Annotated in this window: 15 protein-coding genes; 7 read left to right on the top strand and 8 right to left on the bottom strand. The window is 62.1% G+C overall.

Annotated elements, in window-relative coordinates; translation table 11 throughout:
- Positions 1-209: 209 nt before the first annotated feature.
- Positions 210-1,310 (bottom strand): TIR domain-containing protein, encoded by a 1,101-nt coding sequence (locus tag AC0L7I_RS05180; RefSeq protein ID WP_473398478.1) that lies wholly within the window; start codon positions 1,308-1,310, stop codon positions 210-212.
- Between the two features lie 211 nt (positions 1,311-1,521).
- On the opposite strand from AC0L7I_RS05180, the gene AC0L7I_RS05175 reads away from it, so the two are divergent.
- From AC0L7I_RS05175 to AC0L7I_RS05160, 4 genes are all read left to right on the top strand, one after another.
- Positions 1,522-1,950 carry a hypothetical protein gene (locus tag AC0L7I_RS05175; RefSeq protein ID WP_473398477.1) on the top strand — a complete coding sequence of 143 codons (429 nt, stop codon included), beginning with the start codon at positions 1,522-1,524 and terminating at the stop codon, positions 1,948-1,950.
- A 315-nt stretch (positions 1,951-2,265) separates the two neighbouring features.
- Positions 2,266-2,733 carry a phage tail protein gene (locus tag AC0L7I_RS05170; RefSeq protein ID WP_473398476.1) on the top strand — a complete coding sequence of 156 codons (468 nt, stop codon included), beginning with the start codon at positions 2,266-2,268 and terminating at the stop codon, positions 2,731-2,733.
- Positions 2,734-2,735: 2 nt separating this feature from the next.
- Positions 2,736-3,152, top strand: coding sequence for a VOC family protein (locus AC0L7I_RS05165; RefSeq protein WP_473398475.1), 417 nt, complete (start codon positions 2,736-2,738; stop codon positions 3,150-3,152).
- A 10-nt stretch (positions 3,153-3,162) separates the two neighbouring features.
- Complete coding sequence (locus AC0L7I_RS05160; protein WP_473398474.1) at positions 3,163-3,642, top strand: DUF4262 domain-containing protein; 480 nt, start codon at positions 3,163-3,165, stop codon at positions 3,640-3,642.
- Here the strand turns inward: AC0L7I_RS05160 and AC0L7I_RS05155 are convergent.
- Positions 3,639-3,968: a YkgJ family cysteine cluster protein gene (locus AC0L7I_RS05155; protein ID WP_473398473.1), complete on the bottom strand. Its 330-nt coding sequence runs from the start codon at positions 3,966-3,968 to the stop codon at positions 3,639-3,641. The two genes, AC0L7I_RS05160 and AC0L7I_RS05155, sit on opposite strands and share 4 nt — an antisense overlap.
- A gap of 144 nt (positions 3,969-4,112) precedes the next feature.
- Between AC0L7I_RS05155 and AC0L7I_RS05150 the strand changes: the two genes are divergently transcribed.
- The 3 genes from AC0L7I_RS05150 (at position 4,113) to AC0L7I_RS05140 (ending at position 5,744) form a co-directional block, all read left to right on the top strand.
- Positions 4,113-4,463 carry a hypothetical protein gene (locus AC0L7I_RS05150; RefSeq protein ID WP_473398472.1) on the top strand — a complete coding sequence of 117 codons (351 nt, stop codon included), beginning with the start codon at positions 4,113-4,115 and terminating at the stop codon, positions 4,461-4,463.
- Between the two features lie 111 nt (positions 4,464-4,574).
- Positions 4,575-5,090: a DUF4262 domain-containing protein gene (locus tag AC0L7I_RS05145; RefSeq protein WP_473398471.1), complete on the top strand. Its 516-nt coding sequence runs from the start codon at positions 4,575-4,577 to the stop codon at positions 5,088-5,090.
- Positions 5,091-5,132: 42 nt separating this feature from the next.
- Positions 5,133-5,744, top strand: a complete 612-nt coding sequence (locus AC0L7I_RS05140) for a glutathione S-transferase family protein (RefSeq protein ID WP_473398470.1) — start codon at positions 5,133-5,135, stop codon at positions 5,742-5,744.
- A 108-nt stretch (positions 5,745-5,852) separates the two neighbouring features.
- Here AC0L7I_RS05140 and ftsH read toward each other — a convergent pair whose 3' ends face one another.
- The 6 genes from ftsH to AC0L7I_RS05110 all read right to left on the bottom strand — a co-directional run bounded on the left by ftsH (position 5,853) and on the right by AC0L7I_RS05110 (position 13,142).
- Positions 5,853-7,775, bottom strand: a complete 1,923-nt coding sequence (gene ftsH, locus AC0L7I_RS05135; protein WP_473398469.1) for an ATP-dependent zinc metalloprotease FtsH — start codon at positions 7,773-7,775, stop codon at positions 5,853-5,855.
- A gap of 93 nt (positions 7,776-7,868) precedes the next feature.
- Entirely contained in the window at positions 7,869-8,828 is a 960-nt protein-coding gene (tilS, locus tag AC0L7I_RS05130) for a tRNA lysidine(34) synthetase TilS (protein ID WP_473399114.1), read from the bottom strand.
- A gap of 71 nt (positions 8,829-8,899) precedes the next feature.
- Positions 8,900-9,934 carry a tol-pal system protein YbgF gene (gene ybgF / locus AC0L7I_RS05125; RefSeq protein WP_473398468.1) on the bottom strand — a complete coding sequence of 345 codons (1,035 nt, stop codon included), beginning with the start codon at positions 9,932-9,934 and terminating at the stop codon, positions 8,900-8,902.
- Between the two features lie 101 nt (positions 9,935-10,035).
- Positions 10,036-10,581, bottom strand: a complete 546-nt coding sequence (pal, locus tag AC0L7I_RS05120) for a peptidoglycan-associated lipoprotein Pal (RefSeq protein WP_473398467.1) — start codon at positions 10,579-10,581, stop codon at positions 10,036-10,038.
- A 220-nt stretch (positions 10,582-10,801) separates the two neighbouring features.
- Complete coding sequence (gene tolB, locus AC0L7I_RS05115; protein ID WP_473398466.1) at positions 10,802-12,157, bottom strand: Tol-Pal system beta propeller repeat protein TolB; 1,356 nt, start codon at positions 12,155-12,157, stop codon at positions 10,802-10,804.
- Positions 12,158-12,188: 31 nt separating this feature from the next.
- The gene (locus AC0L7I_RS05110) at positions 12,189-13,142 is read right to left on the bottom strand and encodes a hypothetical protein (protein WP_473398465.1); all 954 of its coding nucleotides are present in this window, start codon (positions 13,140-13,142) and stop codon (positions 12,189-12,191) included.
- Positions 13,143-13,148: the final 6 nt, after the last annotated feature.

The raw sequence follows: 13,148 nt of genomic DNA, 5'->3' as shown, positions 1-13,148 counted from the left end.
GACTAAAATTGAACTCGTATTCGGGCAGCTTCCAATTCAAAATCATAGACGAAAATAAACTTGAAGGGCGTTGGATCGGATTCTCAAAATCTCAAAATGCGATACGACACGGAACATGGTCTTGGAATCGCCGCACATAATGGGCGCTGTTGCCGGTTCAGAGCGATAAGCGATTTGCTCGCATCAAGAGAACAAAAATTCGGCTAGCCTCAATTCTTGCCTTTTGGCAGCGGCTGCTTTTTCATGTCGTTTATTGCTTCGAGCAGCTTGATCGTGACCTCTCCCGATAGATCATCGGAATTGTATCGAACTTCGAATAGTCCTTGTAGATTTGAAGGAAGCTTCACGCCCTCCCTCACAAGCAAAATGAATCTCCGACCGTAAAGCGCCATAGCGGCTCCGATCTCAATCAGGACGTTTCCGTTGATAGCATTTACTTCATTAGCAGCACTGTCGAGCAACTTCTGTTCAGAATCAACGTGAATGATGGCGGCTCCGCACGAGCGCATATCGTCCATAACCTTGTCGGGGACAGGTTTTGATACAGACTGATTCTCGACAGAGACAACCGGAACCAGCTCCCCAAAGCCAAGCAGCTTTTTTATCATGCCGATGAAGGCCTGATTTGTTCCGTGCGTCACAAAAACTCGACGAAGGACTTCGTCGGAGCGATTATCCGTTGGCAAACCACCGACTCTTTGCGCAGGCACCTCCGCTAACTCCTGATCCTCAAGTATCTCTCCGTTATCGGCCTGTTCCTGTTCTTGGACAATTGGACCACGGACATCAGATGACAAATCGATATAGACCTTTCCCTTGATCTCCTTAGTCAGACCATACTGCTTTGCACTTTCAACGATCAGAGACAAAACACCCTCGGTCCTATCTTGAGGAACTCCCATCTCGGCAAGCACATTCTGAGCGATTTTCGCAGGAGGAAGCGACGAACCATTGTACTTTGAGAGGAACTCATCGATTACACGGGGTTTCCGCAACGCCTCTCGGAGAGCCGCATAATCGTCGCCCTCCGAGGTTGGCCTGGTGGCTCGACGACCTAGCTCAGTCAATCCAATTTCTGGTGCATTGGGACCACCAGTCGTCAATCCATAAGCTATCGCAGCACCTGCAATACTACGGAATGGTCCAGATGTTGGCGTCATGTCCAACCCGGCCGCTACATTTAATGGAGTCGTGGGTTCGCTCGCATAATTGTCAGCGATACACTCAGCGATTCTGAGCGCCTGCTTCAAAGTTTGTCCCGGTACGTCTTTTTGCGAAATTAGCGTACGTTTAGCGGCGGATTTTGCCATCTTAAGTGCCTCAAAATTAAGATCATTAGCTTTGTTCTATAGAGTCACATGGGAGACAAACGCCAAATATAAACCCCTAAGACTCTATTATATATCAAGTATTTTTTTGATCGCTGTGCACATCACATTCACCAACTTCTTGTGTAATCCGAAATCGCAATCTTTGATTGTATTTTAGCGACACAGCGCGATAGATTGCAAGAGCTTAGCGTTGGTTGCATTTCGCGAATTGCGGCCAATGATGCCAAGTCGAAAGAACAGCAATCGTTGCGGCATGGGGATTTTGTACATGTGTTTAGAGAGTATCGGTCATTGGTCGGCCATCGGCTCATTTGCTTTGGCGTTGGTCGCCTCGACTTACGCCGCCGTCGAGTACGCACGCATGAAAGGAAAACGCCTTTGCAAACGAAGGGCATTGGAAGAATACTTAAGCATCTCCTTCGATCAACGTGGCTCGAACCAGCAGGGAACGCATACGATTCTGCATTGCAAGAGCGAGCTGAGCCTAACTGAAGACGAAATTACAGACATCGTGTTCTTTAGTCCGAAAGTGCGCTTCTTTGGGGTTGTTGACCCTAAAACAAAAAAGATCGTGGACCTCCTGGTTGGCGACGTGCGCTGCAAGCCAAAGCAAGCGTAGGGTGGGTTAAGCAAAGCGATACCCACCGTTCGCCCTCGCCTCACACACCGATCTCCCCCTCCGCACACCCCCCTCCCCCCGATGACCCCTGCGAACGCAGGGGTCCATGGACTGGCGTTTCAGCCAAGGCGCGAAGGGAAAGTCCGGTCCATGGATACCTGCCTGCGCAGGTATCTTCGGAAGAGAGCAAGCCCCGGCTGCACCAAAACTGCAAATCGTAACGCACCCTTCCGGGACATGACCTGCGAAACGCCCGCCCCTTGCCCCTCCCGCACCACGCCTTAGGCTAACCCTTCCACAATGGGAGGACACGGAATGATTCGGAAATTTGCGATGGCGGCGGCGGTGACGGGCGCGCTGATGGCGGGGACGGCGCCGGCGGCCCATGCGGGCGTTGACGAATATATCGGCGAGATCATGACGGTCGGGTTCAATTACTGCCCGCGCAGCACGCTGGAGGCCGATGGCCGCCTCCTGCCGATTGCCGAGAATACCGCCCTGTTCTCTCTCCTTGGCACGATGTATGGCGGCGACGGGCGCACCACCTTCGCCCTGCCGGACCTGCGCGGACGCACCATTGTCGGCGCGGGCCAGGGCCCCGGCCTCACCGAACGCCGGCAGGGCGAGCGGGGCGGCAGCGAGACGGCCAGCGCGGCCGCCGCCCTCGCGGTTGATGGCGAAGGGGATGGCTCCGGCAATGCCTCGGCCGGCAATAACATGCCGCCCTATCTCGCCCTCAAGCACTGCATCGTGACGCAAGGCATCTATCCGTCGCGGAACTGAGCATGCCCCTCGCCCCCTTCCATCTCGCCTTCCCGGTGCACGACCTTGCCGCCGCCCGCGCCTTCTATGGCGGCCTGCTCGGCTGCGCCGAGGGGCGCAGTTCTGACGACTGGGTGGATTTCGACTTTCACGGCCACCAGATCGTCGCGCATCTCGCGCCCGATCAGTGCACCCCCACCGGCACCAGTGCCGTTGATGGCCATGGCGTGCCCGTGCGCCATTTCGGCCTCGTCCTGCCAATGGCAGACTGGCAGGCGATGGCCGCGCGCCTTGAAGGCCAGGTCGATTTCCTGATTGCGCCCTATGTCCGCTTCAAGGGCCAGCCCGGCGAGCAGGCAACCATGTTCTTCCACGACCCCAGCGGCAACGCCATCGAGCTGAAAGCCTTCGCCGACATCGGCCAGCTGTTCGCGAGATAGGAGCCTTCCGTTGACAGACCGCCCCCTGGACGATTTTGAAACCCGCACACTGGACAATATCGCCACGCATGGCTGGTCCGCGCTGCATGTCTTCGATCCAGACGGGCTTGGGGCAGAATTCTCCTATTCCGTCGGTTTCACCCAAACGCTGGGCACGCCGGAATTCATCGTCTTCGGCCTGCCGAAAGACCTGAGGCATTACATGCTCTCGGAAGTCTTCCGCCAGATCAAGGCGGGCTGCACGGCCGAGCTCGGCCAGCGCTGGCATGACCTGATCGAGGGCTTTGACTGTATCGGCATGGCGGCGACCGATCCGGAACTGTTCACCGAATATGCAACTTCCGCCAACTGGTTCTGGCGCCATCAGGGCCATGCCGGCCATCCGGATGTGATCCAGCTGGTCTGGCCCGGCAGCAAGGACGGCCTCTTCCCGTGGGACGATGGCTGCTCGCCCGACGTGATCGCCGCCCAACCCAAACTCTGGGCCTAGGCGGGCTCCCCTTCCCTGTCCCGCACACGCTCCCCCATCACGCCGTTCGCGCGGCGCGCCTTGACGCATTCGAAGCTGCCCGCCCGGAAGGCGCGGCAGGCTTCGGGCCGGTTCTCATACACGCCGCACACGGCCTTTCCGCCGCCAATCTGGAGGTGCACGCACCGGCCGCAGTCGAACGCCACATAGGTCTGCCCGCCCTCGGCAAACAGGCTGCCCGCTGGCAGGGCGCGTGACGCGTCCCATGCCGACAGGGCGAGATAGCGCGGGTTCCGGCTGAAACAGCAGGCGCCGCAGGACACACAGTCAAATGCCGGGTCAGTCATGGTGGGGAATATCGCTCCGCCGCCCGTTTGCGACTGTCTCATCGGTCGGCGGCAGCGGCGATCTACGCCTGCCCGTCCCGCCCGGCAAGCGGGATTCGCTCTTGCCTTTCCGCACCCCCCTAGGCCTCGCGTATACTGCGCGCCATGAACCCCGCGACGCGCCATCGCATCTTCTCTGCTGTGCCCATATGGCTGTGGCCTTATGTCTGGCTGCAGCTCTGGGGCCTGCAGCGCTGGATCAGGGCCAGCGGGCGCGGCCTGCTGATCGCCGTCTGCCCGCGCAGCGGCCATGTCTACATTACCGCCATGGCCGATGTCCCGGCGCCCGAGGGGGCCTATAGCTATACGCCGCCAAAGCAATTTGCGTGGGCGCGCCTCGCCGTGGCCGAGGCGCCGTGCCCCGGCGCGGCCTGTCCGGGCATTTCCCGTGCACGTTTCGTAGACCGGCCACGCCCGGCCCACACCCTTGCCCCACCCTTCGCCGACACGTCTTAGGGACGCACCACGCCCCAGCCACACGCCTGCCGCCGCAGCCCCACCGGGCCTGCGGCCGCCCGTGCTGGGGCACGCCTCACCTTAAATCTCGGACATGTTGGCCCGCGCGCCTTGACCCCGCGCCCGGCGCAACGCGTCATCGCGGCCATGACCGAGAGCGAACTCTCCGCCGCCACGCGCCGCCTGCTCGCCGATATCGACACGCATGGCTGGCACAGCCAGCACGTGTTCGATCCTGAACTGGCCGAGCCGAATTTCACCTATTCCGTCGGCTTCACGCAGACGCTGGACGCGCCGGAATTCATCGTCTTCGGTCTCCACCGCGATGTCATGCACGCCATGCTGGCCGAGGTCTTCCGCCAGATAAAGGCAGGCCGGAAAGTCGAAGGCGACCAGCGCTGGCACGGCCTCTGCGAGGATTTCGACTGTATCGGCAGGAAGGCCGCGCATGAGGCCCTGTTCACGAAATACGCCGCCCGCGCCAACTGGTTCTGGAAACGCTGCGGCCAGCCCGGCCACCCCGCCCTCATCCAGCTCGTCTGGCCCGGCCTGCTGGACGGCCTCTACCCCTGGGACGCAGGCTGCGCGCCCGCCGTGATCGCCGCCCAACCCCGGCTCTGGGCCTGACCGCACCCTTGCGCCCTCGCCGCCGCGCGCTAGGCTGGCGCCATGATCCTGTATGACTATCCCGGCGGGCCCAACCCGCGCCGCGTCCGCATCTTCCTCGCCGAGAAGGGCCTCACCGTGCCCATGGAAACCGTGGACATTCTCAAGCGCCGCAACCGCCAGCCCGATTTCCTCGAGAAGAATCCCACCGGCGGCATTCCCATCCTCGAGCTGGATGACGGCACCTGCATTTCGGAAAGCGTCGCCATCTGCCGCTATTTCGAGGAATTGCACCCCGAGCCGCCGCTTTTCGGCACCGGCGCGAAAGAGCGCACCGTGATCGAGATGTGGCTGCGCCGGGTGGAGCTGAACCTGATGGTGCCCATCGGCATGGTCTGGGTCCACGGCCATCCGCTGACGGCCAAGCTGATCCGGCAGATTCCCGAAGCCGCCGCACAAAACCGCGTGCGCACCGCCATGGGCTACCGGCTGCTGAACGACCAGCTGGCCGACAATGAATTCATCGCCGGCAATGCCTATAGCGTGGTCGATGCCGTGGCCCTGGCCACCTATGATTTCGGCGCCGGCCTCGTCGGCGTGCCCCCCGAAGACGGCCTCCCCCACCTCGCCCGCTGGCACGCCGCCGTCAGCGCCCGCCCCAGCGCAGCGGCCTGACGCGCCGGCTTATCCTCCCCCTTTCAAAATCGTGTAGAATGCGCGGCACAAGAAAAAGGCGCCACCGGGATCCGGTGACGCCTGATTGTTTGCGCAGGAAGGCGTGCCTCAGGCCGGGTTCGGCTCCGGGTCGCCAAGGCCGGCATCGCCCTTGGGCTTGCGGCGCTTGCCGATCACCGGGACGGCTGAGGCCGGGCCGGTATCATCGTCGCCGAGATCGGGCCGGGTCGGCTTGTTGCCTTTCAGCAGTTCGGCGATCTCGTCGCCGGTCAGCGTTTCGTATTCCAGCAGGCCGGTGGCAATCGCTTCCCACTGGTCGCGGCTGACTGTCATGATGTGGCGGGCCTCGTCCATGCCGGTCTGGATCAGCTTGCGGACTTCTTCCTCGATCTTGCGGGACGTTTCTTCCGACACATGGCTGGATTGCATCAGCTGCTGGCCGAGGAACACGTCGCCCTGGTCGGAGCCATAGTCCACGGGGCCGACATTGTCGGCAAAGCCCCAGCGCGTCACCATCGCCCTGGCAAGGCGGGTTGCCTGCTGGATGTCAGAGGCCGCACCGGCGGTAACATTGTCATGGCCGAATTTCAGTTCCTCGGCGACGCGTCCACCCATCATGATGGCCAGGCGGCTGGTCATCTCGATCTTGGACATGGACAGCTTGTCGTCTTCCGGCAGCTGCATCACCATGCCGAGGGCCCGGCCGCGCGGAATGATCGTCGCCTTGTGCACCGGATCGGCCGAGGGCACTTTCATCGCCACGATGGCGTGGCCGGCTTCGTGCCATGCCGTCAGCTCTTTTTCCTTTTCGGACATCACCATCGAGCGGCGCTCAGGCCCCATCAGGACCTTGTCCTTGGCGTCTTCGAATTCCTGCATGGCGACAACGCGCTTGCCACGACGGGCTGCCAGCAGGGCGGCCTCGTTGACAAGGTTGGCCAGGTCGGCGCCCGAAAAGCCGGGCGTGCCGCGCGCAATCGTCTTGGTGTCGACATCCTTGGCCAGCGGCACATTGCGCATGTGGACGCGCAGGATTTTCTCGCGGCCGATAATGTCGGGGTTGCCGACCGTGATCTGGCGATCGAAACGGCCGGGGCGCAGCAGGGCCGGGTCCAGCACGTCAGGCCGGTTGGTCGCAGCCACAAGGATGATGCCTTCATTGGCCTCGAATCCGTCCATCTCGACCAGCAACTGGTTCAGCGTCTGCTCGCGTTCGTCATTGCCACCTCCGAGGCCTGCGCCGCGCGAGCGGCCGACCGCGTCGATCTCGTCAATGAAGATGATGCAAGGGGCCGAACGCTTGGCCTGCTCGAACATGTCGCGCACGCGGCTGGCACCGACGCCGACGAACATTTCGACAAAGTCCGAACCGGAAATCGTGAAGAAGGGAACGCCGGCTTCGCCGGCCACAGCGCGGGCCAGAAGCGTCTTGCCGGTGCCGGGCGGGCCAACCAGCAGCGCGCCTTTCGGGATCTTGCCGCCGAGGCGCTGGAATTTCGACGGGTCCTGCAGGAATTCGACGATCTCCTGCAGTTCTTCCTTGGCCTCGTCCACGCCGGCGACGTCGTCAAACGTCACCCGGCCATGCTTTTCGGTCAGCAGGCGGGCGCGCGACTTGCCGAAGCTCATCGCGCCGCGGCCGCCGCCGCCCTGCATCTGGCGCATCATGAAGAAGACAAAGCCGACGATCAGCAGGATTGGCAGGATCGAGAAGATCAGAGAAGCGAAATTGTTGCGGCCGCTGTCAGCGTCGATCGTGAACGGCACGCCCTCTGCCACGAGGATGCCCTGGGTTTCCATGTCGAGGCCGCGCAATTCGCTGACCAGCGTACGGTCATCGGTCGTCTTCACGACGATCTGCTGGTCGCCAAGCGTTGCCTCGATCACTTCGCCGCCGTCAATCAGCTTGTAGATTTCGGACAGTTTTGCCTTGTCGGCATGGTCTGCTTCAGAGGTCCCGCCCATGGCGACGGCCATGCCGATGACAAGCAGGGCGATGGCCCCCCAGATGGCAAGATTGCGCACGTTCATATTCGGTCTCTCAATTTATCAGTGTTCCTGATCCCTAACATAGGAGCAGCGTCGCACAAAAACGACTCCTTTCCGCTTAACAAGCAGCAATTGTCACGGCTGGCCGAGCAGAAGGTCTCGCAAATCGCCCAACCGCCGGATCAGCAATGGATCCAGGCCATCCAGCCCCACCTCCGGCACAAGATGAACAAATGGGCCCGTCCGCGTAACCTTTGCGCCGCCCAGTGTCGCACCTGCAAACGCCCGCGAAGCCCGCACCCGGTCAGCCAGCGATTGCAGGTTTTCCCGCCTTGGCGGTGTCTCCCGGCCGGTCACGGCCTGAATCAGGATGCCCATCCCGCGCGCGGCGCTTTCCGGGCCAAGCATGGTCATATCTGCTTCGATATATGCCGCGCCGGACACGCGAACATGGTCGCGCAGCCAACGCCCCAGGCGAACATCCTCAATCGCACGCAGTGCGGCGAGGTCCGTCAGGCACCGCGCAATCCGCGTATGAAGCCCCGGAGAGGCGGCCAGCAATTGCCGCATCCGCACCCGCTCATAGGCCGGATTTTCATTTGTCGGGTCCTCCGCCCAGCCTGTGCCTCGCGATTTCAGCACTTGCCGCAAGTCATCGCGGCGCGCGGCCAGCAGCGGCCGGGCGATCCGGACGCCCGCCCCTTCCGGCCAGACAGGCGACGGTGAGACAGCCTGCATGCCGGCCAGCCCATACCAGGTCGATCCTTGCCGGGCCCGCATCAGGAAGGTCTCGGCCTGGTCGTCGGCCGTGTGCCCCGTCAACAGGATCGCGCCGCCTCGAGCCTTCAGCGCGCGCGCCAGCGCCGCATGCCGCGCCCGCCGGGCGGCGGACTGGCGGGCGACCGGATTGTCCCAATATAGAGTTTGATGGCGAACCCCGAGCGCGCGACAAATCTCGCCAACCCGCGCGGCCTCGCGCGCAGACGCTTCGCGCAGGCGGTGATCAAATGTGAATGCCATCAGGTCGCGCCCCCGCGCCTGAGCCCAGTCATGCGCGAGATGAAGAAGCGCAAGGGAATTGCTGCCGCCGGACACGGCGACTCCGACAGGGCCGGTCCCTGCCCGGCACAGCCGGTCAAAGGCTGCGAATTTGGGCGTTTGGGTTTCTAGTTGTCGCACCCGGACTTGGTCCGCTCGACCGCCGACAGGTCGCGCGTCACACCCGATGCGTTCGGATAGCGTTTCGGCAGCGTGTCGAGCGCGAGGCAGGCCTTCTCCTTGTCACCGACGAGGCGCATGGCCCGGGCCAGTTTCACCAGCGCATCAGGTGCGCGCGGATCGTTCGGGAATGACCGGATCATCGTCGTATAGGCAGCGCCGCTGTCAGCAAAAGCCTTCTGCTGGTACAGCGTCTCGCCCAGCCAGTAATGCGCTTCGCCGGCTTGCGGGTCGTTGCCGAACTTCTCGAGGAACAGGCGGAAGGCAGCCTCTGCGCCGGCATAGTCAAACTGGATCAGTTTCGATTTGGCGGCGGCAAACAACGGGCCGGCCTCACCCGGCAGATTGCTGGCCGAGATGGTCCCCAGCGATCCGGACGGCAGGTTCAGTCCGGCTTCGGATGGATTGTTCGAGACGGGTGTCGATGACGGACTCATGCCGGACGCGCTGTTGGCCAGGCCGGTCGCGGACGCTTCACTCGTCGGTGTGATCAGCCGTGTGGGACCGGCATTGCCGAGGCTGCCGGATTGCGGCGAGGCGGGTGAGGCGACGGAATAGTCGCCGCCCTGCGCCGAACCGGGATAGGCGGATTCCTGCTCAGCGGCAGGATCGGAAAAGTCGGCGTCTTCGCCACGGCGCGCTTCAAGTGCGGCCAGGGTCCGGCCCTGCGCGCTGATCTGCTTGCGCAGTTCGCCGATACTGTCGGAGAGCGATTCATTGTCGCGCTGGAGGGCCTCGTTCTGGTCACGCGCCTGGGAGAGTTGGTATTCCATGGTTTCGACCCGCCCGGTCAGGGTCATGATGTCGCCGAGCAGGTTGTTCACCTGGACCTTCAGGTCCGCATTTTGCTGGCGAACCGTGGTCACCTGCGAAGCGAGGTCCGAACTGGTGACACCTTGCGTTATAGGCGCACTGCGCTGCGCCACGGCAGGTGCGGCGGCGAGCATGAGGCAGGCGAGGGCGAGAGCCGGGGCTTTGAACATGAATGCAATATCTCCGCGCAGTTTGGTCGGGACCATACAAAAACAGCCGGGGCCAAATTAAGGCACCCGGCTGCGTATTGTAGACCGTTCAGCAGATCAGCTTAGCTGGTCGAGCCGGAAACGATTTGCGTGAAACCGTTACGGTTGAGGGCCCAGGACTGCTCGTCGCTGCCAGCAGCGATCGGGCGTTCCTTGCCGTACGAGATCGTGTCGATCCGCGATGGATCAACGCCGAGGCTTACGAGATAGTCTTTCACGACCGACGCGCGGCGTTCGCCGAGCGCAAGGTTGTACTCGCGCGTGCCGCGCTCATCGCAGTTACCGGCGACGAGGATGCGGACAGCGGGGTAGGAAGCCAGCCAGGCAGCCTGACGCTTCAGGATTTCCTGGTCGTCGGCATCAAGGCGGTAGGCGTTGAGGTCGTAATAGACGCGCTCACCAACATTGACGCGGAAATCGTCGAGCGAACCAGCCAGCGGGCCGGTAGGCTTCACGACTTCTTCGACAACGGGTGGCTTCGGCGCAGGCGTCGGTTCGACGACTTCAACAGGCGCAGCAGGCTCAACGACGGGCGCTGGCTTGGATGCACAGGCGCCGAGCGCGAGCAGTACGGCAGTTGCGGCGGTAAGTTTCAGTGACGTTTTCATTGCTAAGACTTCCCTGGATGTCCTTAGAGCGATATTGACGCCTTACGGCGGGCGTTTTGTCAACGTGATGACGACTAGCGCGTAAGTGATTCCATATTCTGACGGAAATCGGGCGACAATCGGGCGGTGACTTAACCGAGCGTCGTTTTGCACAAATTTGTCGTCATGTCTCCATAAAGCGACGCCCCCGGACCATTCCAGGGGCGTTTAACTGCTAATTTTATTGCAGAAGCGGCGACCAGGCCGGGTCTGACGCGTCGGTTTGGGTCGGCAAACGCTGTTCATTGCGTCCGGAGAGGTCAACCGACCAGAGTTGCGGCCCTGCGCCGGGACGTGATTCGCGGAAATAAACGATCACGCGGCCGTTTGGCGACCAGTCCGGGCCTTCATCGAGATAGGCCTCGGTCAGCAGGCGCTCGCCTTTGCCGTCAATCCCGATCACGCCGATATAGAACCGGCTGCCGGACTGCTTTGTAAACGCCACGAGATCGCCGCGCGGGCTCCAGACGGGCGTGGAATAGCTGCCCTTGCCGAACGTGATCCGGCAGGCCGAATCCCGGCCGCCCGACGGGCAGGAACGCGGGCTGCCATCGGCATTCATGATGTAGAGCTGCGGGCTGCCGCCGCGATCGGAGGTGAACACGATGGAGTTGCCGTCCGGCGACATTGACGGCGATGTGTCGATGGCCGGATGGTCGGTCAGCCGGCGCGATTCCCGGGTCCGCAGGTTCATGATGTAAATGTCGGAATTGCCGCGTTCGGCTTGCGTCATCAGCACGCTCTGGCCATCACGCGAGAAGCGCGGGGCAAAGGTCATGCCCGGGAAATTGCCCAGCAGTTCCTGGCGGCCCGTCTCGATATTGAAGAGATAGACCCGCGGCTTGCCGCCTTCATAGGACATGTAGGTGATTTCTTGCGCCGAAGGCGAGAAACGCGGCGTCAGAACCGTGTTGCGGCCGGGCGTCAGGTATTGCTGGTTGGCGCCGTCGCTATCCATGATCGCGAGGCGCTTCACACGGGCGAGTTTCGGGCCGGTCTCGGCGATATAGACCATGCGCGTATCGAAATACGGGTCTTCCCCGGTCAGGCGCTGGTAGATCGAGTCGGCGATCTTGTGCGAGATTCGGCGCCAGTTGTCCGGCGTCGTGGTCAGGCGGCGGCCCGGCTGGCCATTGATGCGCATGACTTCGCCGGCATAGACGTCCCACAGGCGGAACGAAACGGCGATCTTGCCGTCCGGCAGCTCTTCATAGGCACCGACGACAAGGCCGTCCGTCTTGATGATCTTCCAGTCGGCAAAGCGCGGCTGGACACTGATATCGAGATCCTTCTGGATGAAGGAGGCCGGGTTCTGCATCTCGAACAGGCCGGTCGAGGCAAGGTCGGCGCGTACGACATCGCTTATCTGCTTGGCCATCGCAGCGTCGGCCCCGGAAATCTGGAAGTCCGGAATGGCGAGCGGTGTCGGCGTGAAATTGCCGTCGGTGACCCGCACCTGCAGCTGCGCCGCAGCCGGAAGCGCAAGACTGGTGGCCAGCAGGAACGCTGTCGCCAGCGCTGTCAGGATACGTTTCATTCGATAGTCTCCTTGAAACTTGGGGGGACGGTCAGTTCTCCGGCCCGATTGTCACGTCGATTTCCTGCCATTGGTCGTAATCGTCCGCAGGCAATTTATATGGGGCACACTTGCGCACTGCCCGCAGGGCGAGGTCAACCGGAATACCCGACCTGCCGATGGGCCGCGACTTCGGCAAGACAAGTTCAGCCGAGTTCGACAGGCTGCCGTCGCGCGCCAGTTTCAGGCGCACCACGACATTGATCTGGTCTTCCTTGGGCAGGTCGTCGATCCCGTTCCAGCAATAACCGATCTGGCGACGGACGGCCGCCTGCAGCGAGGCGGTATTGCCGGTCCGGTCGCCCGCGCCCTTGCGCGGTTGCTGGGCATCGGCCAGCACGGGCTTCTGGATACGTGGCGGTTCCTGCGCCGGGGGCGCCTTGCGCTCGTTCTGGGCCTTGGTTTTCAGCACATCCTCGAAATCATTGAGGAAATCGAGGTCGTCGGACGCCGCTTTGGGTTTCGTCTTTTCGACCAGTTTCGGCTCTTTTTTCGGTTCCGGCTTTTTCTTCTCTGGCTCCGGCGCCTTGACGGGCTCCGGTTCGGCCTTCTCGTCTTCAACGACAATGTCATCCTCGCTCGGTTCCTCGGCGCGGGTGTCATTGGCGTCAACTTCGTCAGCCGTCAGGTCTTTCTGGTCGTCCGGCTCGGCCTCTTCCTCGGGGGCCTCCTCCGGCACCGGTTCGGCTTCAGGCTCCGGTTCGGCCTTCGGGATCGCGCTTACGTTCGTCACGAGGCCGATGTCGAGAAACTCGATCGGCACGTCGATCGCGCTCGCACATTCCGGCAGGCGCATCATGATGTCGACCGGACCGAGGCCCGGCTCGTCACGTTCGAGCTTTGCGATGGCCTTGTCACACTCCGATTTCTGGTTCGGCCATGACATCACCGCCAGCGCGAGCACGCTCGCGTGGAGAAGGGCCGAAAGGGTGAAACCGCGGAGCATGGGTTC

It is taken from the genome of Hyphomonas sp. J20-32, assembly GCF_055808555.1.
This window is presented reverse-complemented; position numbering and strand designations above follow the sequence as displayed.

Coding starts and splice junctions, on each gene's coding strand:
- AC0L7I_RS05140 (WP_473398470.1), top strand. CDS start 5,133: ATGATCCTGTATGACTATCCCGGCGGGCCCAACCCGCGCCGCGTCCGC.
- AC0L7I_RS05170 (WP_473398476.1), top strand. CDS start 2,266: ATGATTCGGAAATTTGCGATGGCGGCGGCGGTGACGGGCGCGCTGATG.
- AC0L7I_RS05165 (WP_473398475.1), top strand. CDS start 2,736: ATGCCCCTCGCCCCCTTCCATCTCGCCTTCCCGGTGCACGACCTTGCC.
- ftsH (WP_473398469.1), bottom strand. CDS start 7,775: ATGAACGTGCGCAATCTTGCCATCTGGGGGGCCATCGCCCTGCTTGTC.
- AC0L7I_RS05150 (WP_473398472.1), top strand. CDS start 4,113: ATGAACCCCGCGACGCGCCATCGCATCTTCTCTGCTGTGCCCATATGG.
- tolB (WP_473398466.1), bottom strand. CDS start 12,157: ATGAAACGTATCCTGACAGCGCTGGCGACAGCGTTCCTGCTGGCCACC.
- pal (WP_473398467.1), bottom strand. CDS start 10,581: ATGAAAACGTCACTGAAACTTACCGCCGCAACTGCCGTACTGCTCGCG.
- AC0L7I_RS05180 (WP_473398478.1), bottom strand. CDS start 1,310: ATGGCAAAATCCGCCGCTAAACGTACGCTAATTTCGCAAAAAGACGTA.
- AC0L7I_RS05110 (WP_473398465.1), bottom strand. CDS start 13,142: ATGCTCCGCGGTTTCACCCTTTCGGCCCTTCTCCACGCGAGCGTGCTC.
- ybgF (WP_473398468.1), bottom strand. CDS start 9,934: ATGTTCAAAGCCCCGGCTCTCGCCCTCGCCTGCCTCATGCTCGCCGCC.
- AC0L7I_RS05155 (WP_473398473.1), bottom strand. CDS start 3,968: ATGACTGACCCGGCATTTGACTGTGTGTCCTGCGGCGCCTGCTGTTTC.